The 21,053-nt window shown below is 73.3% G+C and carries 21 protein-coding genes; 6 read left to right on the top strand and 15 right to left on the bottom strand.

Annotated features, from left to right (window positions below; genetic code table 11):
- Positions 1-116: 116 nt before the first annotated feature.
- The 3 genes from hrpB to VZF99_RS02465 all read left to right on the top strand — a co-directional run bounded on the left by hrpB (position 117) and on the right by VZF99_RS02465 (position 4,079).
- Positions 117-2,744: an ATP-dependent helicase HrpB gene (gene hrpB, locus VZF99_RS02475; RefSeq protein WP_407335628.1), complete on the top strand. Its 2,628-nt coding sequence runs from the start codon at positions 117-119 to the stop codon at positions 2,742-2,744.
- A 108-nt stretch (positions 2,745-2,852) separates the two neighbouring features.
- Positions 2,853-3,404, top strand: coding sequence for a hypothetical protein (locus VZF99_RS02470; RefSeq protein ID WP_407335627.1), 552 nt, complete (start codon positions 2,853-2,855; stop codon positions 3,402-3,404).
- A gap of 111 nt (positions 3,405-3,515) precedes the next feature.
- Positions 3,516-4,079 carry a hypothetical protein gene (locus VZF99_RS02465; protein ID WP_069389612.1) on the top strand — a complete coding sequence of 188 codons (564 nt, stop codon included), beginning with the start codon at positions 3,516-3,518 and terminating at the stop codon, positions 4,077-4,079.
- 10 nt (positions 4,080-4,089) lie between these two features.
- On the opposite strand, the gene VZF99_RS02460 is transcribed toward VZF99_RS02465, so the two are convergent.
- On the bottom strand, positions 4,090-4,746 hold the full coding sequence (locus tag VZF99_RS02460; protein WP_259821973.1) for a L,D-transpeptidase: 657 nt from the start codon (positions 4,744-4,746) through the stop codon (positions 4,090-4,092).
- A 158-nt stretch (positions 4,747-4,904) separates the two neighbouring features.
- Here VZF99_RS02460 and VZF99_RS02455 point away from each other — a divergent pair, with 158 nt between their 5' ends.
- Complete coding sequence (locus VZF99_RS02455) at positions 4,905-5,642, top strand: L,D-transpeptidase (protein WP_120284665.1); 738 nt, start codon at positions 4,905-4,907, stop codon at positions 5,640-5,642.
- 70 nt (positions 5,643-5,712) lie between these two features.
- Entirely contained in the window at positions 5,713-6,384 is a 672-nt protein-coding gene (locus VZF99_RS02450) for a DUF1801 domain-containing protein (RefSeq protein WP_407335626.1), read from the top strand.
- A 16-nt stretch (positions 6,385-6,400) separates the two neighbouring features.
- On the opposite strand, the gene lysS is transcribed toward VZF99_RS02450, so the two are convergent.
- The 3 genes from lysS to VZF99_RS02435 all read right to left on the bottom strand — a co-directional run bounded on the left by lysS (position 6,401) and on the right by VZF99_RS02435 (position 9,535).
- Positions 6,401-8,035 (bottom strand): lysine--tRNA ligase, encoded by a 1,635-nt coding sequence (lysS, locus tag VZF99_RS02445; RefSeq protein ID WP_407335625.1) that lies wholly within the window; start codon positions 8,033-8,035, stop codon positions 6,401-6,403.
- A gap of 62 nt (positions 8,036-8,097) precedes the next feature.
- Positions 8,098-9,030: a glutaminase A gene (gene glsA, locus VZF99_RS02440; RefSeq protein ID WP_067711597.1), complete on the bottom strand. Its 933-nt coding sequence runs from the start codon at positions 9,028-9,030 to the stop codon at positions 8,098-8,100.
- Positions 9,031-9,079: 49 nt separating this feature from the next.
- Entirely contained in the window at positions 9,080-9,535 is a 456-nt protein-coding gene (locus VZF99_RS02435) for a rhodanese-like domain-containing protein (protein ID WP_407335624.1), read from the bottom strand.
- Between the two features lie 262 nt (positions 9,536-9,797).
- On the opposite strand from VZF99_RS02435, the gene ygiD reads away from it, so the two are divergent.
- On the top strand, positions 9,798-10,598 hold the full coding sequence (gene ygiD, locus VZF99_RS02430; protein WP_407335623.1) for a 4,5-DOPA dioxygenase extradiol: 801 nt from the start codon (positions 9,798-9,800) through the stop codon (positions 10,596-10,598).
- A gap of 250 nt (positions 10,599-10,848) precedes the next feature.
- On the opposite strand, the gene VZF99_RS02425 is transcribed toward ygiD, so the two are convergent.
- The 11 genes from VZF99_RS02425 to ftsH all read right to left on the bottom strand — a co-directional run bounded on the left by VZF99_RS02425 (position 10,849) and on the right by ftsH (position 20,959).
- Entirely contained in the window at positions 10,849-11,619 is a 771-nt protein-coding gene (locus VZF99_RS02425) for a type III pantothenate kinase (RefSeq protein WP_067711588.1), read from the bottom strand.
- Positions 11,620-11,635: 16 nt separating this feature from the next.
- Positions 11,636-12,061 carry an aspartate 1-decarboxylase gene (panD, locus tag VZF99_RS02420; protein ID WP_067711586.1) on the bottom strand — a complete coding sequence of 142 codons (426 nt, stop codon included), beginning with the start codon at positions 12,059-12,061 and terminating at the stop codon, positions 11,636-11,638.
- Positions 12,062-13,048, bottom strand: a complete 987-nt coding sequence (panC, locus tag VZF99_RS02415) for a pantoate--beta-alanine ligase (protein ID WP_259821981.1) — start codon at positions 13,046-13,048, stop codon at positions 12,062-12,064. It lies immediately after the preceding gene.
- Complete coding sequence (locus tag VZF99_RS02410; RefSeq protein ID WP_185951154.1) at positions 13,045-13,998, bottom strand: Rossmann-like and DUF2520 domain-containing protein; 954 nt, start codon at positions 13,996-13,998, stop codon at positions 13,045-13,047. The genes panC and VZF99_RS02410 overlap by 4 nt, the downstream gene beginning before the upstream one ends.
- Before the next feature lie 159 nt (positions 13,999-14,157).
- Entirely contained in the window at positions 14,158-15,402 is a 1,245-nt protein-coding gene (locus VZF99_RS02405; protein ID WP_407335622.1) for a DUF6779 domain-containing protein, read from the bottom strand.
- A 100-nt stretch (positions 15,403-15,502) separates the two neighbouring features.
- On the bottom strand, positions 15,503-15,979 hold the full coding sequence (locus VZF99_RS02400; protein ID WP_120284678.1) for a DUF3180 domain-containing protein: 477 nt from the start codon (positions 15,977-15,979) through the stop codon (positions 15,503-15,505).
- On the bottom strand, positions 15,976-16,506 hold the full coding sequence (folK, locus tag VZF99_RS02395) for a 2-amino-4-hydroxy-6-hydroxymethyldihydropteridine diphosphokinase (protein ID WP_069389587.1): 531 nt from the start codon (positions 16,504-16,506) through the stop codon (positions 15,976-15,978). Before folK ends, VZF99_RS02400 begins: the two co-directional genes overlap by 4 nt.
- Entirely contained in the window at positions 16,503-16,910 is a 408-nt protein-coding gene (folB, locus tag VZF99_RS02390) for a dihydroneopterin aldolase (RefSeq protein WP_407335621.1), read from the bottom strand. Before folB ends, folK begins: the two co-directional genes overlap by 4 nt.
- A complete protein-coding gene (folP, locus tag VZF99_RS02385) occupies positions 16,910-17,728 on the bottom strand; it encodes a dihydropteroate synthase (RefSeq protein WP_407336066.1) in 819 nt (272 codons plus the stop codon). The genes folB and folP overlap by 1 nt, the downstream gene beginning before the upstream one ends.
- A 41-nt stretch (positions 17,729-17,769) precedes the next feature.
- Positions 17,770-18,393: a GTP cyclohydrolase I FolE gene (folE, locus tag VZF99_RS02380; protein ID WP_069389722.1), complete on the bottom strand. Its 624-nt coding sequence runs from the start codon at positions 18,391-18,393 to the stop codon at positions 17,770-17,772.
- Positions 18,394-18,427: 34 nt separating this feature from the next.
- Positions 18,428-20,959, bottom strand: coding sequence for an ATP-dependent zinc metalloprotease FtsH (gene ftsH / locus VZF99_RS02375; RefSeq protein WP_407335620.1), 2,532 nt, complete (start codon positions 20,957-20,959; stop codon positions 18,428-18,430).
- Positions 20,960-21,053: the final 94 nt, after the last annotated feature.

Below are 21,053 nucleotides of genomic sequence, written 5' to 3'. Positions count from 1 at the left end.
GCAGGTCGGGGATCGATTGCATGATCGTGTACGCCGTCAGCGAACGCCCCGCAACGGGCCGGATCCCCGGCCACTAGGGTCGTCGCCATGAGCTACGCGATCGGCGGCCGGGCGCCGTGAGCGCGTTCGATCTCGACCGCATCGGCCGCGGGCTGCCGTTCGCCCGGGCCCTGCCCGCCCTGCGGGACGCCCTCGCCACGTCGGGCACCGCGGTGGTCCAGGCACCACCCGGCACCGGCAAGACGACACTCGTCCCGCCCGCCGTCGCCGACGCGGTGTCGGGGCGGGTCGTCGTCACCCAGCCCCGACGGGTCGCCGCCCGCTCGGCGGCCCGGCGGCTGGCCGCGCTCACGGGGACCGGGACCGGTGACGTGGCGGGCTACACGGTCCGTGGGGACTCGCGTGTCGGCAGGGACACCCTCGTCGAGTTCGTGACGCCGGGGGTGCTGGTGCGCCGACTGCTCGCCGATCCCGACCTGCCCGGTGTCGGGGCCGTGGTGCTCGACGAGGTCCACGAACGCGACGTCGAGTCCGACCTGGCCTTCGCACTGCTGTGTGAGGTGCGGCAGCTGCGCGACGATCTGCCGGTGGTGGCGATGTCCGCGACGGTGGAGGCAGGGCGCTTCGCCCGGCTGCTCGGCGGCGGGACCGCGGCCGGGGACACCGCGGCGCCGGTCGTCGACGTCCCCGCGGAACCGCACCCCCTGGAGATCCGGTACGCCCCGCCGCCGACCGCCCGCCTGGACGCCCGCGGGGTCACCGACGCCTTCCTCGACCACGTGGCCGCGGTGACCGCGCGCGAGGTCGCCGCGAGTGGCGTCGACGCGCTGGTGTTCCTGCCGGGTGTGCGCGAGATCGAGCGGGTCGTGCGCGCGCTGTCGGCGAGGTCGGGCGACGCGGTCGAGGTCCTGCCCCTGCACGGCGGGCTGGACGCCGCGGCCCAGGACCGGGCGGTCTCGGGTTCCGGGAGACGGACCGGGGCGGGCGACACGGCGCTGCCGCGGATCGTGGTGTCGACGGACCTGGCGGAGTCCTCGCTGACGGTGCCCGGGGTACGGCTGGTGGTGGACGCGTGCCTCAGCCGTGAACCGCGCCGGGACACCGCGCGGGACATGACCGGGCTGGTGACGGTCTCGGCGTCGCGGGACTCGTGCGTCCAGCGCTCGGGACGGGCCGCCCGTCTCGGCCCCGGTGTGGCGGTGCGCTGCCTGACGGAGCAGGAGTACTCACACCTGCCCGACCACCGCACCCCGGCGATCGCGACGTCCGACCTGACGACGTTCGCGCTCGATGTGGCCTGCTGGGGTGCGCCCCGCGGCGAGGGGCTGGCGCTGCCCGATCCGCCGCCGTCCGGGGAGATCGCCCGCGCCGAGGGGGTGCTGCACGGCCTGGGCGGGGTCGACGACGACGGCCGCGTGACCGACCGCGGCCGCGACCTGGCACGGGTGCCGGCCGATCCGCGTCACGCCCGGGCGCTGCTCGACGGCGCGGGGCTCGTCGGGGCGACGACGGCCGCCGAGGTGGTCGCGATGTTGGCCTCGGGTCGGCGCTCGCCCGGCGGTGACCTGGTGGCGGACCTGCGGGCGCTGCGGTCGGGGCGCGCGCCGGACGCCTCGTCGTGGGAGCAGGAGGTCCGCCGCCTCGAGCGGATCGTGCGGGGCGACCGCGGTGCCGGCCGGGCCGACGGTCGGACCGACGGCCGGGGCGGGAATGGCGGGCGCGGGAGCGGCGGGCGCGGCCAGTCGGGAGGAGGGATCCCGCTGGCGGACGCCGTCGGGACGGTCGTGGCGCTCGCCCACCCGGACCGCATCGCGCGCCGACGCGGCGACCAGTACACGTTCGCCTCCGGGACCGGCGCAGTGGTGCCGCCGGGTTCCGCGCTGGCGGGCCACGAATGGCTCGCGGTCGCCGAGGTCGGTCGCGCCTCCGGGCGTGCGGCGGGAGAGGCCGGCGCGGTGATCCGCGCGGGCGCCGCCGTGGACCGGCCGACCGCGGAACGTGCGGCGTCACACCTCCTCGACGACGACGAGACGGCCGTCTTCGACAGTGGTTCGGTGGCAGGGCGACGCATCCGGCGGCTCGGCGCGATCGAGCTCTCCTCCACACCGGTCCGGCCCTCCCCCGCGGCCGCCGGGCGGGCGGTGGCGGCGGCGGTCCGAGCCGGCGGACTCGCCGCGCTGGGGCCCGACGACGACGCGGTCCGGCTGTGGCGCCGTCTCGGGCTCGCGCACCGGGAGCTGGGCCTGCCATGGCCGGACGTGTCCGCCGACGGGCTGGCGGAGCGGCTGGACGACTGGCTCGGTCCGGAGATCGACGCCCTCGCCCACGGTTCCCGGCTGGCGGGACGGGACCTCGGACCGGCGCTGCGCCGACTGCTGCCCTGGCCCGAGGCCGGTCGGTTCGACGAGCTGGTGCCCGACCGCCTGCAGGTGCCCTCCTCGTCGTCGTACCGCGTCGACTACCCCGAGGTCGGGTCCGATGGCCCGCCGGTGCTGGCGGTGAAGTTGCAGGAGTGCTTCGGCTGGACCACCTCCCCCCGCGTCTGCGACGGCCGGGTGCCCGTGACCGTCCACCTGCTCTCGCCCGCCGGCCGGCCGCTCGCCGTGACGCGGGACCTGGCGTTCTTCTGGCGCGAGGCCTATCCCGGGGTGCGCGCGGAGATGCGGGGGCGGTACCCCAGGCACCCGTGGCCGGAGGATCCCATGTCCGCGGAGCCGACCCGCCGGACGAACCGCCGGCGGTGACCGGAGACGGTGATCGGCGGCGGTGATCGTCGGTGGTTCCCGGGGCGATCCGGGGCTAGGATGTGACGTACACCACAAGTGCACATCCGTGCCGGAAGGGTGATCGACATGACCGCGTCCACGCCTCGCGCGCCCCACCGCGAGGACCGCTCCGCGACGTCCCCCTCCCCCGACGGGCTGATCCCGCACGTGCGGAACCGGATCGGCGCCCTCATCGCGGTGGCGGGCCTCGGATCGGCGCTGCTCAGCCTGTACCTCCCCTGGCTCTCCGCCGCCGGGGGCGGACAGATCACGGCCATCGGCATCACCGAGATCATCGACGTCCGCGGCGTCGCCCCGGCCCTCTTCCTCGGGCTGGTCCTGATGTCCTTCCTGGTGGCGGTGACCACGGTGACCCGACTCGGCGCCTTCGCCTACGCGAGCGCGATCGTGGCGCTGGCCGTGCTCGCCGCCCACCTCGCATTCGTGTGGACGCTCGGCTCCTCCACCGGCAGCGCGGACCCGATCCTGGCGGGGCTGCCGTCCGACGCATCCGTGACGTTCGGCCCCTACGTGGCCGCGCTGGGGTTCGTCCTCGTGGCTGCCGGGTCCGTATGGGCGGCCCGCGCCGCCGACTACCTCTTCCCGGACGTCGAGGCGGGGCGACACCTCCGCGACTGAGCGACACCGGCCGACGCGGGCCCGCCGCATCGGGTGGATGCACTGACGGTTCGGGCATATCATCAGGTCAGGACCACACAGGCGGCCCGGCGTCGCCGAAAGGCGATCCTCATGGCCGCGTACACACCTCCCCCACCCCACCGGATCCCCCTCCCCACGAGGACCCCCACCCGGACCAAGGTCATATCCCGCGGACGGAGTCGACTCTGCGCACTGGTCGAGGTCGGAGGCCTGGCCGTCGCCCTGCTCAGCCTCTACCTGCCCTGGTTGAGCACCGGGCGGGGCGAGCAGATCACCGCGCTGGGGATCACCGACCTCATCGACGTCCGCAGCGTGGCACCCGTGCTCTACCTGGGCCTGGTGGGAATGCTCCTGTTGGTGGCGGCGACCGCGGTGACGCGACTGGGCGCGTTCGCACTGGCCGCCGCGGTGGTGGCGGCGGGCGCCCTGGTCGGACACCTCGCGTTCGTGTGGATCCTCATCGCCTCCACGGGGGAGGCGGAACCCATGCTGTCCGGCCTGCCGGCGGACGCGTCGGTCACCTTCGGGCCCTACGTGGCGGCCCTGGGCTTCGTCACGGTGGCGGCGGTGTCGGCGTGGGCCGCTTTCACCGCCGAGTACGTCCACCCCGACCCCGGTTCGGGCCACCGGACGATGGACGCGCGGGTGATCTAGTACGGGTGATCTAGAAGACCACCACCGTGTCGCCGACCTGCAGCCGATCGAAGAAGGTGGCGGCCGCGGGCTGGTCCAGGCGGATGCAGCCGTGCGACTCGACCGTGGGGTCGCCCTCGTGGAACGCGATCCCCCCGACGAAGTACACCGCGTAGGGCATGGGCGCGTTGTCGAACAACCGGCTCACCTCGTGCCGCACCTTTCGCGTGACCTGATAGGTCCCCCTGGGGGTCTCCCAACCGGCCATGCCGTGGGACATCCGCACCGGCCCGTAGCTCAGACGCTCCCCGGACTGCAGCCACGTCCGGTTCCCGTCCAGGTCCACACACGCCGCGGCGGTGCGCGGGCACGGGCTCTGCGGGGTCGGGTCCGGGGGCGGAGGTGGAGGCGGGGCGGGCTGCGGTGACCGGGCCTGCGACGGGGCGAGGCCGGGCTGCGGGGTGAGGCCGGGTGGCGGGGTGATGCCGGCGGCGGCGAGCGAGCCGCCCACCGACGTCCGCACCTGCTCCTCCGCCTGCGCCGAGCCCGCCTGCGCCTGGTCCACCACCTGCTGCACCTCTGCCGGGAGGGCGACCGGTAACTGCGCGGACGCCACCGGGGCCGCCCCTCCGACGGCGATCAGCGCCGCGGCCACCACCGCTCCCGCACGCGATAAGAGTGTGTCCATACCCGGATTATCGCCCACCCGGATCGCCCGGACGGGCGACTCGCAATCACGTTCCGGTCTCGTCCCCACGGACGGGCCCGCGGCGGGAGGGTGCCGAGCGGGGCCCGGGAGTTCGCGGGCCGGCTGACCCGCGGGCGGGGAATGGATAGGGTCGCGACATGGCCTCTCGGAGTAGTACCACCGGCCGGGTCCGCCTGCTGGCACTCGGCGCCGCCGCGCTGCTCGGCGCCGCCGCCGCCGGGACCGCGTCCGGGGTGTCGCCCTCGGCCACCCCGCCCGCCGACGCCGCCGGTGTCACGGAGACGGACACCCGGATCGTGACCGATGCGCCCCCGCAGCCGGTGGCCGTCGACGAGCAGATGGTCCGCTCGGTCGCCCACCGGGTCCTGGAGGAACAGGGGCGGCCGGCCCACCTGACCGACGTGGACCTCGTCGCCCGCGACGTGCTGGCCGGCGGCCCCGTCGAGGCCGGAGAGGTGGACGAACTGACGCGTCAGACCCTGCTCGGGAACGGTCCCGGCGCCCCGGACACCGTCGGCGAACCCGCGCCATCCCGGTGCCCACCAACCGCCCGGGCGTGCGTCGACGTCGACGGCAAGCGGGCCTGGATGGTCGACGACGGGGAGATCACCTACGGTCCCGTCCCCGTGACCACCGGCATGCCCGGCTACGAGACCGCGCGGGGCGCGCACCGGATCCTGCGGCACGTGCGCCACGACCACAGCCGGGTCTTCGACTCCCCGATGCCGTACTCGACCTACTTCACCGTGGACGGCATGGCATTCCACCAGGGTCGGCTGGACGAACCGTCCCACGGGTGCGTCCACCTGGGCCAGCAGGCGGCCGCACACTTCTTCGAGCAGCTGAGGGTCGGGGACGAGATCGTCGCATTCTGACCACGGGGCGGGGCGATCGTTGTGCACCTGAACCTGGCCCGGCCGTGCGTGTCGGTCTAGCGTCGTGGGCATGACAGGTCCCCCGCTGCCGCTGCCACGGCTCTCGGCCCCGGCGACGCGCGCCCTGGCCACCGCGGGAATCACCGACCTGCGGCACCTCGACGGCACCCCGGAGAAGGACGTCCTCGCGCTCCACGGGGTCGGACCGTCCCAGCTCGGCGTCCTGCGCGAGGCGCTGACCGCCGCCGGGCTCGCGTTCTCCGCCCCCGTGTCCCGGCCCGCGGCCACCGGCCGCAACGACAACACCGCGCGACTACCCACCGGGGCGCCGCCGAGGCAGTGGATCGAGGGCCTTCCCACCGCTCGGCGCGTCGACGACGGCCTGCGGCTGCTCGCGATGTTCGACGAGATCACCGGGGAGCCGGCCTCGATGTGGGCCGGTTCGATCGTCGGATACGGACACAGCCACTACGTCTACGACAGCGGCCGGGAGGGCGACACCTTCGTGGTGGGCTTCAGCCCGAGGTCGTCGGCGACATCCCTCTACGGGCTCCTGGGCGGGCCGGACGAGGAGGAGCAACTGGCCCGACTCGGCCCCCACAAGAGCGGAAAGGGCTGCCTCTACGTGACCAGGCTCGACCGGATCGACGCCCGCGCGCTGCGCGACATGGTCGAGTCCGCGTGGGGCCGACGCGTCACCGACCGCGACACCGACCGCGACACCGACCCAGGGGCGCCCTGACAGACGGCCGCCGCCGTCAGTCGCGCGGCAGCGGCTTGACCATCGGGAACAGGATGGTCTCGCGGATGCCCAGGCCGGTCAGCGCCATGAGCAGTCGATCGATCCCCATCCCGAGCCCGGTGGTCGGCGGCATGCCCTGCTCCATCGCGGCGAGGAACTCCTCGTCGAGCACCATCGCCTCGTCGTCACCCGCCGCCGCGAGCCGTGCCTGGTCCTCGAAGCGCTGACGCTGGATGACGGGATCGACGAGCTCCGAGTAGCCGGTCGCCAGCTCGAAGCCGCGGACGTACAGGTCCCACTTCTCCGTGACCCCGCGGTCGGTGCGGTGATCGCGGGTCAACGGCGAGGTCTCCACGGGGAAGTCCCGCACGAAGACCGGTCCGTCGAGCTGATCGCCGCACAGGTGCTCCCAGAGCTCCTCGACGAGCTTGCCGTGCAGCCACCCCTGGCCACTGGGGACCTCCAGCCCGACCCTGCCCGCCAGTTCGGTGAGCTCGTCGACCGTCGAGTCGACCGTGACGGGGTCCTCGTCGTCGTCCCCCGCCACCTCGGGGTGCTTGGCGCGCAGCGCCTCGTTGAGGGACGGGTACATCCGCATCTCGCGCCACTGCCCGCCGAGGTCGTACTCGGTGCCGTCGGCGAGCGTGACCGTCGTGGAGCCGAACACCGCGTGCGCGACCTCCTGGATGACCTCGCGGATCATCGTGGCCGAGGTGTCGTAGTCCCCGTAGGCCTGATAGGTCTCGAGCATCGCGAACTCGGGACTGTGCGAGGAGTCCACGCCCTCGTTGCGGAAGTTGCGGTTGATCTCGAAGACCCGCTCGATCCCGCCCACCACGCACCGCTTGAGGAACAGCTCGGGGGCGATGCGCAGGTAGAGGTCCAGATCGAGCGCGTTGGAATGCGTGATGAACGGCCGTGCCGCCGCGCCGCCGTGCAGCGTCTGCAGCATCGGCGTCTCCACCTCGAGGAAGCCGCGCTTCTCCAGGGCGTCACGCAGGGCGCGGACCACCTTGATGCGGGTGATGGCGTTGCGGCGGGCGGCGTCCCGCATGATCAGGTCGGTGTAACGCTGCCGGATCCGGGTGTCCTCGCTCAGCTCCTTGTGCGCCACCGGCAGCGGGCGCAGCGACTTGGCCGCCAGCACCCAGGAATCCGCCATGACGGACAGCTCACCGCGCTTGGACCGGACCACCCGGCCGGTCACCGAGACATGGTCACCGAGGTCGACGTCCTGCTTCCACGCGTCGAGCCGCTCCTGGCCGACGGCTGCCAGCGAGAGCATCACCTGCAGCTGCGGCGTGAGCGGTCCCACCTCCCCCTCCGCCACCGGGGCGGACAGGTCCGCCGACGGGTCGAGACCGTCCTGCAGGCGCACGAAGCACAGCTTGCCGGTGTTGCGGATGAACAGGACCCGGCCCGCCACCGAGACCCGGGCGTCAGTCTCCTCACCCGGCTCCAGCGCGAGGAAGCGGGGGTCCGAGGTGATCTCGGCGAGCCCGTGGGTACGGGGGACCTCCACCGGGTAGGCCTGCGCCCCGGAGTCGAGGATGCGCTGCCGCTTGTCGCGGCGGATGCGCAGCTGCTCAGGGGTGTCGTCGGCGGGCTCACCGGTGGCGGCCCCGGGCGCGGCGGGAGTCGAATCGGTCACGACTGTCGAGGATAGTCGTGACCGGCCCGGGGACCGAACCCGTGGGCTGCGACCCGTCGGCCTCAGGCCATGTCGAGGACGTGCAGCTCCAGTCGGTCGGACAGCGCCTCGATCGCGGCGGCGGCGCGCACACTGTTGCCGTGCTCGTCCAACCGGGGCGAGTACGCGGCCACCCCGAGTCGGCCGGGCACCACGGCGAACAGGCACCCCGAGACGCCGCTCTTGGCGGGCAGACCCACCTGGTAGACCCAGTCCCCGGCCGCGTCGTACATGCCGCACGTGAACATCACACTGTTGGCGTAGCGCACCGCCCGTCGACCCAGGACCTGCTCACCGTCACCCGGCAGCCGCCCGCCGCCCGCGAACATCGCGGCCATGTGCGCCAGCTCGCGGGTGTCCACCCGGATCGCGCACTGCCGGCCGTACCCGGACACCACCTGGTGGGGGTCGTCGGCCAGGGTGCCCTCCTCCGCCAGCAGATGCGCGAGCGCCTGGTTCCGGTGGGCGCTCCGGGCCTCGATGTCGATGATCTGCTGGTCGACCTCGACCTCCCGGCCCACGAGGCGGGAGAACATCACGCGGATCTGTTCGAAACGGGTGTCCTCGTCGTCGTCCTCCTCCCCCACCAGCGCGTGCGCGGCCAGCGCGCCGGCGTTGACGAGGGCGTTGGGGGCGCGGCCCGTGCCTGCCTCGAGGGAGATCTCGTTGAACGGGTCCCCGGAGGGTTCCACCCCGATCCGCTTCGCGACCACGTCGACGCCCTTCTGGTCCAGCGCGAGCGCGTAGACGAACGGTTTGGACGCGGACTGCAGGTCGAAGAGCGTCTCGTCATCGCCGGCCGAGACGACGTGGCCGTCCAGGTCGCAGACCGCCAGCGCGAGGGCGTCGGGGTGGGGGTGCTCGTAATCGCCGAGGTGGGGGACGACGTCGCCGGAGGCGTCCTCCCGCACCTCGTCGAGGATCTCGGCCAGCAGGTCTGCGGAGATGTCCGTCATGGTGCGACCGTACCGGCGCCGGCGTGCCGACGCCCCCGGTCGACCAAGCTCAGTGTGCCGAGATGGCCGAGCGCTCCCGCAGCAGGTGGTCGGCCCCGGAGAGCAGGGCCAGCGCCCGGGCGGCCCGGAGTGCGTCGTGGCCGCCGTCCACCGCGCGGACCCCGCGGACGCCACGCGAATGGAGCTCCAGGGCGAACAGTTCGGCGTCGAGGCCGTCGTCGCTGACGAGGACGACCGCCCTATCGTCGGTGACGGCGGCGAGCGGCGCGGCCGATCGGGGGTCGAGCAGATCGACGACGGGCCGGGCCTCCACGGCGACGGCGCCCGCGAGCACCCCCTGGCGCTCACGCTGGGCCCGGGACCGGATGTCGACGACGAGGGCGCCCGCACGGACCGCCGCGGGGTAGTCGCCGGCGGCGAGGGTGGTCGAGACGCCCGTGCTGGACGACGTCGCCGTGGCGTGAGTTCCCGCCGTGGCGGAGGTGGTGCTGAAGCTGGTGGTCATGCGGTGCTCCCGGAAGAGGTGAAGGCGGCTGGGGCGTGGCGGGGGCCTGCCGGTCGGGGACACCTGTGCTGGACGCGCGCGGAGGCCACCGGACCGGCCGGGGGCATTCGTCGCGTTGTCATGCGGCCATAGTAGACAGACCGGTCTATCTACCGCAAGGGCCGCTCGCGCGCACGGGGCCGGCGCGCGGGGCCGGCGTGGCGGTCGACACTGGCGCCCGGCCGGGTAGTTGATGCATCATGTATGTGAGAGAAGGAGAACCATGACCGCCTCGCCCCCCTCGACCGCCCGTCAACCCGCCGTCTTCATCGGCCACGGCGTTCCCCTCAACGCCCTCGAGGAGAACGAGTGGACCCGCCAGTGGGCCGCCCTCGGCGCATCCCTGCCCGAGCGGCCGCGGGCCGTACTGGCCGTGTCGGCGCACTGGTACATAGGCGCCACCGCCGTCACCGCGATGTCGGCGCCGCGCACCATCCACGACTTCTACGGCTTCCCCCGCGAGCTCAACGAGTTCGAGTACCCCGCCGCGGGCGCCCCGGAACTCGTGGACGAGGTGGCCGAAGCCGTCAAGCCCACCTGGGTCGGCGCCGACCAGGACTCCTGGGGCCTCGACCACGGGACGTGGTCCGTCCTCACGCACGTGTTCCCCGACGCGGACGTGCCGGTGGCCCAGTTGTCCGTGGACGCGTCCAAGCCGGCGGGTTACCACTTCGACCTGGGCACCCGGCTGGCCGCCCTGCGGGATTCGGGCGTCCTCGTGCTGGCCAGCGGCAACGTGGTGCACAACCTCGCGGCGGTGGACCCGTCGCTCGGCGACGCGGGCACCGACTGGGCCCACAGGTTCGACGACCACGCCCGGGAGTTGCTCACCACGCGCCCCGAGGACGCCCTCGCGCTGACCGAGCACCCGGACGCCCGGCTGGCCGTGCCCACGGCGGACCACTTCCTGCCGCTGCTGTACACGGCGGGAATGGCGGCGGGCTCCGGCGAGACGCTCGACGCGTTCACCATGGGCTACGCCTGGGGTTCGGTCTCCATGACCAGCTACCGCTCGGCGGCCTGAGCCCTGAGCCCCGGGCCCGGCCTCCCTCCCGCGTCCGGCGGCCGGGCGGGCCTGAGCCACGGCCCCGGCATCCGCTCGGCCGCTTGCTCGCCCCCGACAGTCGCCTCTCTCGACGGCGTCTCGCGCGCCCCGCGGTGCAGGCCAGACGCCATCGCCGCGGGCGGCTGCGTTTCCGCGGACAGGGGCGCGAGCGGGAGTCCATGCGCGGGAGCCCCTGCGTGTGAGGGAGAACCTCGGCGAGCTGCTCAGCTCAGGAATTGCGCTCGAACACCAACCGCAGGCCCTCCAGCGCCAGTTCGGGCTCGACGTCGGTGATGGTCCGGGATTCCTCCGCCACGACGTCCGCGCGCAGCCCCGTGAGGACGACGGAGGCGTCGGCGAGCTCGGGGACGTCGGTGCGCAGCCGGTCCACGAGTGCGTCGATCTGGCCGGCGAACCCGATCACGATGCCGGCCTGGAGTGCCGCGACGGTGTTCTTGCCCAGGGCTCCCTTCGGCCGCACGACCTCGATCTTGCGCAGGGCGGCGGCGCGCTCGGCGAGGGCGTCGACGGAGATGTCGATGCCGGGCGCGATCGCCCCACCGAGCAGCTCGCCGCGGGCGGAGACGGCGTCGACGGTGGTCGCCGTGTCGACGTCGACGACGACGACGGGCCCCTCGAACAGCGTGTGGGCGGCCAACGCGTTGACCACGCGGTCCGAGCCCACCTCCCGCGGGTTGTCGACCTTGAGCGGCACCCCGGTCTTCACCCCGGGCGCGACGACGACGGCCGGAAGTCCCGGCCAGTAGTCGGCGGCCATCCGGCGCAGTTCCCCGGTGACAGAAGGGACCACGGACATCGCGGAGATACCGGTGAGCTGCTGCGCGCAGTCCCCCAGCAGGCCGCGGATGGTCAGGGCGAGTTCGTCCGAGGTTACCGCCGGTGACGTGCGCATACTCCAGGTGCGCACGAGTGGCCCGCCGCCCGGGGGGAAGATGCCGAGCCGGATGTGGGTGTTGCCGACGTCGACGGTGAGCAGCATCTTCTGTCCGCGCTGCCTAGACGGCGGCGGGCTCCGGCACGCGGGGGTTCTTCAGACCCGAGCCCTCGGGCACGTCCGCGGGGTCGGTGCCCTCGGTGAGCATGCGGTTGTCGCCGTCGACGAACACCACGCGGGGGGAGTAGGCCCGCGCCTCGGCGTCGGACATCTGGGCGTAGGCGATGATGATGACCAGGTCGCCGGGGTGCACGAGGTGGGCGGCGGCGCCGTTGATGCTGATCACGCCGGAGCCGCGCTCGCCGGTGATGGCGTAGGTGGTCAGGCGGGCGCCGTTGTCGATGTCGACGATGTCGATCTGCTGGCCCTCGAGCAGGTCGGCGGCATCCATGAGGTCGGCGTCGATCGTGCAGGAGCCGACGTAGTGCAGGTCGGCCTGGGTGACGGTGGCACGGTGGATCTTGGAGTGGAGCATGGTGCGCTGCATCTACTGGCCTTCCTCGAGGTCTCGGGCCATCTCGGCCTGTTGGGCGGCGACGGTGGCCTCGGCGGCGGCGACGAAGCCGGTGCCGATCGCCACGCCGACGTTGTCGATGAGTCTGGTGGTCCCGATGCGGGCCGCGACGAGGAGCCTGCCGGGACCCTCCTCCGGCGGTTCCCCGAGGTCCCCGGCGCGCAGCTCGAGGTAGTCGATCGTGATCTGCGGCCGCTCGTCCAGGACCGCGCGGGCGGCGTCGACGACGGCCCGGCGCCCGCCCTTCGCGGCGAACGTCCCCGCCACGAGGGCGGCGTTGAGGACGGTGGCCAGTTCCCGCTCCTCGGCGGACAGGTAGCGGTTGCGGGAGCTCATCGCCAGCCCGTCCGACTCCCGGATGGTCGGGACGCCGACCACACGCACGTCCATGTCCAGGTCCGCCACCATCTGGCGGATGAGCACCAACTGCTGGTAGTCCTTCTCCCCGAAGAACGCCTGGTGGGGGGAGACGATGTTGAACAACTTGTTCACCACGGTGAGCATCCCGGCGAAGTGGCCGGGTCGCGCGGCCCCGTCGAGGATCTCACCGGTCGGGCCGGGCTGCACCGTCGTGCGGGGGCCGTCCGGGTACATTGTGGCCGCGCTGGGCGCGAAGACGAGTTCCACGCCGGCGTCGGCGAGCCGGGCCACGTCCTCGTCGAGGGTGCGGGGGTAGGCGTCGAGGTCCTCGCCGGGCCCGAACTGCAGCGGGTTGACGAAGATCGACACCACCACGACCGACCCCGGCGTGCGGCGGGCCGCCTCGACCAGCGCGAGATGCCCCTCGTGGAGGGCGCCCATGGTGGGGACGAACGTGATCTGCTTGCCGACCTTGCGCAGCGACTCGGTGACCGCGCGCAGCGAGGACGGGTCGTGGTGGATGGTCAACTCACCCCGGTTGTATCCGGTGTTCGGGCGACCGGGGACCGCGGTCCGGACCGCGAAGGTGGTGGGGGTCATCGAAGCTGCTCCGTGAGGTCGGGGGCCAAGAGGTCGGTCACGTCGGCTCCGGCCCCGACGCGGTCGGCGGTGCGCAACGCGAGCGCCCGGTAGCCGGCGGCGATTCCCCCGTCGACGTCCTCGAGGGCATCGAGGTGGCGGGAGACCGTGACGGCGTCACCGCGCATCACCGGACCGGTCAGGGCCGAGTCCCCGGAGGCCAGGACGTTGTCGAGGGCGGCCCGCAGGAGCGGCTCCAGGGTGCGGCGCGCGAGCGCCTCCGCGTCCTGCCCGAGCATGCCGTCGGGATCGCCCTCGACTCCGCCCCCGGGCAGGACGGCGAACGACGCGGCGAGCGCCTCGGCGGCGTCGTTTACGAGGGTGACGAGGTGATTGGCGCCGTGTGCGAGGGCCGCGTGGTAGAGGGCCCGGTGGGATTCGGCGACGGTGACGGGCAGGCCACCGGTCTCCATGACCAGCATCTGGCCGACGACCAGTCCGATCTCGTCCGGGGAGGTGAGCGCCCACGAGCACCCCTCCATGCGGTCGATATCGGCCGCTCCCCCGGTGAAGGTCATGGCCGGGTGCGCGGCGACGACCACGGCACCGGCGTCGGCGGCGGGGCGCAGGACTTCCGCGCCCACTGCGCCGGCCACGTGGACGACGATGTGGCCCGGCCGGAAGGCGTTCACGTCGGCGAGCTCGGCCACGACCCCGGGTAGGGCCGAGTCCGGCACCGCGAGGATGAGGAGTTCGCCCGCCGCCGCCGCGTCGGCGGGATCGGTGATGCGGGCCTCGGGGAGGCGGCGGGCAGCGAGGTCCCGCGACTGCGACGAGCGTGCGACGAGGGCGGAGACGACGTGTCCCCGCCGCTCGAGCGCGGCGCCCACAGCGGTGCCCACGCGACCCGCGGACACGAGGCCGATGGACAGGCGGGCAGGGGGTGTTCCGGTGACGCCGTGGTCGGACATCTCAGGGTGCTCCAGTGCTCGATCCGTTCCAGGCCCACTCACTGATGGTGGGTCCCGGACATCTCGCAGGCGAGAGTAGTCGCGGCTGCGGCCACGAGCAGCATCGAGTGGCGTACTTCACACAACCGATGCGAGGGGCGGCGCCACCGTCGGCGCGGCTCAGTCCTCCGCGCGACGGCGGCGGCGGCCCGATGTGGATTCGGACCCCTCCCCCAGCCGCGCCATGAGTTCTGCCACCGACAGACCCGAGCCCTCGCCGTGGCGACTCGGCGAAGCCGACTCGGTGGCCGGGGCCTGCGTCGACTGCGACCGCGGCTGCGTGGCCGTCTCGCCGGCCGTGGCGGGCGACTCGTGTTTGCCGGCCTTCTCGGAGGGGGACGACTCGTGCTTGCCTGCCTTCTCCGAGGAGCCGGACGCGGCCGCGCCCCCGGACGCCACCGGGGATCCCGACGCGGCGGTCTTGTCCGACGTGGCGCCCTCGACGGCCGACGCCGCGGGCCGGGAGCTCGTGCTCGTGCTCGTATTCGCGGGCGTACGCGCGGGCTCGGGCGAGCTGGCGGGCTCGGGCCGTGCCTGCGGTCGCGAGGTGGCGCCGGGGCCGAAGCCGGAGCTGCTGCCGGCGCTGCTGCCGGCAGCGGAACGCGCATCGCGCGCGCCGGACGTGGGGCGCACCGCCGGGCGACGGGGGTCCCCCGCCGGCGTGTCGGACCGGGACTCCCGATCGGAGACCGGGGTCAGTCGCTCGGTGCGCTCGGTGCTCGGGGTGACGTCCGGACCGACGCCGGAGGCCGATGATGCGGGGGACCGCGTCGCGCCGGAAGCGGAACGGGGACCCGCGACCGGGCCGGAGTCCGATCCCGGGGCACGCCGACGGGGCGCCACCCGCTCGGACGGGACGGACGGCAGCGACGATCCCGCACCCAGCTGCCCGGCGGGACCGAGCCCACCGACCGCGAAGCGGTCCTCGGGGAGACTGACGCCCAGTGCGCCGAGCTGCTCGCGCAGCGCCGCGATCTCCTGCCGCAGTGCGACGATCGAGTCACTGGTCTCGGCGCGCACCGAGGCCCGCAGGTCCCGCTCCACGACGAGCTCGTGCTCCCGGCGGGCGGAGATCTCCCTCTCGAGCTGCAGTTCGTAGACGGTGTGCAGGTCGCGGACCCGGGCGGCCTCGGTGGCGGCCTGCCGCCGGTACCGGGCGACGAGGAACGCGCCGATGAACGCGGCCCACAGTGCGGAGAGTGTCCCGATGCGCATCCAGACGGGATTGTCGGAGAAGACCATCACGACCGTGGCGATGATCGCCAGGAGGAGCAGCACCCCCAGAGCGATGTTCGCCAGTCCACGATCGTCGCCTCGCGCGGGGCGAGCTGACCGGGGCTTGTCCATCGCGCCGTCGGAACTCATGCCCCGCATGATACGCGGAGAATCACGGGTCACACGGGTAACCAGCGCGTGTCTGCAGTAACGGGGGCTGGCATGAGAGGACCGGTCCGGCCCGGGCCCCTCAGGCGGGGTCGGCGAGGCCGCCGTTCTCGTCGTCGTCGGGGGGCGTCTCACACGCCGATTCGAGGAAGAGTCCCGCCGCCACCAACACCGCGCCGGACACCAGGACAGCGACTGATGCGGGCAGCTCCGCGCCCGCCACCGCGAGGTCGCCGAGCCGTGACAGGAAGTACAGCGTCAGCCCGGCCCCTGCCCCGGCGCCCGCTGCGCCGAGCACGGCGGAGGCCTGTCCGAGAGCGGCGCTGCGGGCGATGGTGAGCGGGTGCATCTGGCTGCGGTCCTGCCCGACGCCGCCGTCGGAGATCGCGGCGCGGATCCGCAGGGACAGCAGCACGTCGACCACCGCGATCCCTACGAGGGTCACCCAGCCGAAGCCGATCGGGGTCACAGCGCCGAGGAAGGACCCGGTGAGAACGTAGGCGGCCACCGCCGCGACGAGCGCCACCAGGACGAGGGTGGACTTCGCGACACGCGTCATGTCACTCCCCCCGGGCCGCGGGGCGCCAACGGATCGGGCAGCCGGCGCACCGCGGCTACGTCCCCGGGATCGAGCGCGTCGAGACACTCCCGGACCGGCACCCCGTCCAGCCGGGCGGCCGGGTCGATCTCCAGCCACGGGACCATCACGAAGGCCCGCTCGGCCGCGCGGGGGTGCGGCAGCGTGAGCCTCGGGTCGTCGGACGCCACCGGCTCACCGCCCAGCTCGGCGGTCACCACGTCCACGTCGAGGGTGCGCGGACCCCAGCGCACCTCGCGGGTCCGGCCTGCGGCCCTCTCGCGGGCGAAACCCCACTCGAGGACGTCGGTCGGGGAACCGGGATGGTCGACGACGAGGACGGCGTTGAGGAAGTCGTCCTGCTCGACGCCGCCCCACGGCGGGGTGGCGTACACCGACGAGACCGCGCGCAGGATGCCGTCCGCGGCCGCGGCGTCGACGACCCCCCGCAGCAGCGAGAGAGCGTCCCCCTGGTTGCCGCCGATCGACAGCACCGCCCGGCAGCTCACCGCGCTCCCCCCGCGGCGCTCCCGCCCGCGCGCGAGCGGTGGGCCACGACGGCGACGTCGGCGAACTCCGCCGGGATCGGCGCCTGGGGCTTGTGCAGGGTCACCTCCACCGCGTCCGCACCGGGGGCCATCTCCATGATCCCGTCGGCGATCCGCGAGGCGACGGTCTCGATGAGGTCGAGCGATGGTCCGGCCACCACATCACGAGCGAACAGGGCCAGCGCCCCGTAGTCGACGGTGTCGGCCAGGTCGTCGGACGCGGCGGCGGCCGTGAAGTCGGTCCACAGGACGAGGTCGACCAGGAAGTCCTGGCCGTCCCGCTTCTCGTGCTCTAAGACCCCGTGCGTGCCGCGCACCTTCAGGCCCCGCAGTTCGATCCGGTCGAGTTCGCTGCGATCCGCCATCAGTTCACCCCCGCCCGTCCGGCCGCCCACGCGGCGGCCACCCTCACCGCGTCCGCACTGGGGCCCACGTCATGGACCCGGACCGCCCACGCGCCGGCGGCGGCGGAGAGCGACGTGATCGCGGCCGTCGCCGGATCGCGGCCCGCCACCTCGCGCGGCCGGGCGTCCGATCCGGGCAGCAGCGACCCGAGGAACCGTTTGCGGGACGCGGCGACGAGTACCGGGAACCCCAGCTCGATCAGTCGGTCCAGCCCGTGCAGGAGCGCCCAGTTGTCGTCGGCGTCCTTGGCGAAGCCGAGGCCCGGGTCGAGCACGATGCCGGCGGCGTCGACCCCCGCGGCGATCGCGGCGTCGGCGCGGCGGGCCAGGTGGTCGCGCACCGCACCCACGACGTCCCCGCCGTAGTCGGATCGGCCTCCCGCGCCGGCGCGGTACTCGTCCGGAGACACCCAGTGCATGAGGATGACGGACGCTCGGTGCTCGGCCACGACCCTCAACATGTCGGGGTCGGCGAGCCCGCCCGAGACGTCGTTGACGATCGCCGCGCCCTCCTCGAGGGCACGCGACGCCACCCCGGCGCGCATGGTGTCCACCGAGACCGGCGCGAGGCCGGACACCGCACGGACCAGCGGGACGACCCGCTGCTCCTCGTCCGGCTCCTCGACGCGGAGGGCGCCGGGCCGAGTGGACTCCCCACCGATGTCGATGAGGTCGGCGCCGTCGGAGACCATGCGCCGAGCGTGCGCGACGGCGTCGTGATGCGCGAGGTGGCGCCCACCGTCGGAGAAGGAGTCGGCCGTGACGTTGAGGACGCCCATCACCGCGCACCGGTCCGGGCGGGGCAGCAGACCGGGCGCGCTCACGTCCCCCGCAGGAGGCCGAGCGCCTCCGCCCTGGTGGAGGCGTTGGTTCGCATGTTGCCGCGGACGGCCGAGGTCGTGGTGACCGCCCCCGCCTTCCGGATCCCCCGCATCGACATGCACAGGTGCTCGCACTCGATCACCACGAGCACGCCCGAGGGTGCGAGCCTGTCGACCAGCGCGTCGGCGACCTGACTGGTGAGCCGTTCCTGGACCTGCGGCCGCTTGGCGTAGAGATCCACCAGTCTGGCGAGCTTGCTCAGACCGGTGACCGCCCCGGACTGTCCCGGGATGTAGCCGATGTGGGCGACGCCGTGGAAGGGCACCAGGTGGTGTTCGCAGGTCGAGTAGATGGGGATGTCCCGCACCAACACGAGCTCGCGGTGGTCCTCGTCGAAGGTCCTGGATAGCACCTCCGACGGGTCGGTGTACAGCCCGGAGAAGACCTCGCGGTAGGCCCTGGCCACCCGCGCGGGTGTGTCCTGCAGCCCCTCGCGCTCCGGGTCCTCGCCCACGGCGATCAACAGCTCGCGGACCGCGGCCTCGGCGCGCTCGGCATCGAAGACCCGCCCCGTGGGGAGCGACCGGGCATCGGCGGCGGGTATGTGGTCAGGCGTCGTCATTCATTCCTCTTCTCGCACGGAGTCGACCGTGCGGTCAGTCCTCACGTTCCCACGGCGCACGCCAGTCGGCGTCCTTGTCCTCACGGCGGTGCGAACCGCGGTCCACGGGGCCCCGGGTCGACCCGCCGGACGCGTCGCCGTCACGGCCGTCACCCACCGCCGACCACGCCCGGGTCGGGGCCTCGGACGGCCCCTCGCTCCGACCGGCCCGTTCCGGACCGTCAGCGCTCCCGGATCGGTCCGTGCTCCCGGTGCCGTCGATGCTCCCGGGGGCGTCGTTCCTCTGCAGGCCCTCCGGCGCGGCCGGCAGGCGGGTGGTCTCGGCCCCGCTCGGCCCCCGGTCACCGTGGTGCGCGGGCTGACGCGGGGGCCAGCCCGGCGCCGACCAGCCCGGGGGCGGCGGCGTGCCGTAGGCCGGGATACCGGTCGGACGTTGCCCGCCGCCGGCGGTCGCGCCGCGGCCCGAACCGCCACCGGGCATCCCCACAGGGGCGCCCACGCCGTTGCGGTCACCCCCGTGGTCGCCGGGGCCGTCCGCCTCGCCCGGATCACGGGCGTCCTCGGCGTCGCGGCCGGCCGGGAGGACCGGCATGGCGAACGGATCGGTCACCGGCGGGGGCCACGGCTCGCCACGCTCCCTGGCCAGTTCCCCCGGGGTCTTGATGGGCGGACGGGCCGACGGGATGCGTCCACCGAAGTCGTCGAACTCGGTGATCCGCGGCCGCTTGACCACGTCGGCGAACAGCCTCTCGAGGTCGTCCTGCCGCAGGGTCTCCTTCTCGAGGAGCTCGCCCGCGACCGCGTCGAGGATGTCGCGGTTGGACTCGAGGACCTGCCAGGCCTCGGTGTGGGCGGAGTCGATGATGCGGCGCACCTCGTCGTCGATGATCTTGGCGACCTCGGGCGAGTACTCCCCCGCCGCGGAACCGCCGCGGCCGAGGAACGGGTCCCCGCCCTCGCCGCCGTACTTCACCGCACCGAGCTTCGCGCTCATGCCGTACTCGGCGACCATCGTCCGCGCGATCCGGGTGGCCTGCTCGATATCCGAGCTGGCGCCCGAGGTGGGCTCACCGAAGACGTACTCCTCGGCGGCGCGGCCACCCATCGCCATGACGACGCGGGCGATCATGTCCGCCCGGGTCATCAAGGACTTGTCGTCCTCGGGGACCACCAGTGCGTGACCACCGGTACGGCCACGCGCGAGGATGGTGACCTTGTGGACGGGCTCGAGGTCCTCCATCGCCCACGCCGCCAGCGCGTGGCCGGACTCGTGGTACGCGGTGACCTTCTTCTCGTGCTCGCTGATCACACGGTGCTTGCGGCGGGGTCCGCCCACCACCCGGTCGGTGGCCTCCTCGAGGATGTCGATGTCGATCTCGTCGCGACCCAGCCGGGCCGCGAGCAGGGCGCCCTCGTTGAGCACGTTGGCCAGGTCCGCGCCCGACATCCCGATCGTGCGCCTAGCCAGCGAGGTCATGTTGACGTTCTCGGCCAGCGGCTTGCCCGCGGAGTGGACGGCGAGGATCGCCTCGCGACCCTTGAGGTCGGGATTGGTCACGGGGACCTGGCGGTCGAAACGGCCCGGCCGCAGCAACGCCGGGTCGAGGACGTCCGGACGGTTGGTCGCGGCGATCATGATGACGGTCTCGCGGTCGCTGAATCCGTCCATCTCGACGAGGAGCTGGTTGAGCGTCTGCTCGCGCTCGTCGTGGCCGCCCCCGGTGCCCGAGCCACGGTGCCGACCCACCGCGTCGATCTCGTCGACGAACACGATGCAGGGCGCGTTCTGCTTGGCCTTCTCGAACAGGTCGCGCACCCGCGAGGCGCCGACACCGACGAACATCTCGACGAAATCCGAACCCGAGATCGAGTAGAACGGCACCCCGGCCTCACCCGCGACCGCGCGGGCCAGCAGGGTCTTGCCCGTTCCGGGCGGGCCGTAGAGCAGCACACCGCGCGGGATCTTGGCGCCGAGACGCTCGTAGCGCGCCGGGTTCTGGAGGAAGTCCTTGATCTCGTTGAGTTCCTCGACCGCCTCATCCTCGCCCGCGACGTCGGAGAACGTGGTCTGGGGCATGTCCTTGGTGAACTCCACGGCGCGCGACTTGCCCACGCCGAACAGTCCGCCCTTGCCGCCCTGCATGCGGGACATGAAGTAGAACAACAACCCGAACAGGATGAGCATCGGCAGCAGGAACGAGAGCATCTGCGACAGGAAACCCTGCTGGTTGACCGCGGTGTCGTACTTCTCCGGCTCCGCCGCGGCCACCCGGTCGAAGACCTGGTCCGCCGCCCGCTCCGGGTACTTGGCGAGGAGCTTGTCGGTCTCGTCCGCACCGTCCTCCGGGGCGACCGGGGTCTCGAGCGTGAGCCGGAGCTGCTGCTCCCGGTCCTCGATCAGCGCCTCTTTCACGTTCCCCGCGTCGACCTGCGCCAACGCCACCGACGTGTCGACCTCGGCGTAGTCGCGGTCATCGCCCGTGAAGAACGAGAAGCCGACGATCGCCAGGATGATCACGCCCGCGATCGCGACGTTGCGGAAGACGGTATTGCTCTTGCGTTCCATTCGGTCCTCGTGTGGAAGGACGGCCCAGCCGGTCGACGGGCCCGGTCGTGCATCCGACTTCGTCGGTATCGCCCCAGGCTACCCGCCGAGCGGG

The sequence above is a fragment of the Dietzia kunjamensis genome, from assembly GCF_045689975.1.
GTDB classification, from domain to species: Bacteria; Actinomycetota; Actinomycetes; order Mycobacteriales; family Mycobacteriaceae; genus Dietzia; species Dietzia kunjamensis.
The sequence above is the reverse complement of the archived record's forward strand: the minus strand, read 5'-3'. Positions and strand labels throughout refer to the sequence as shown.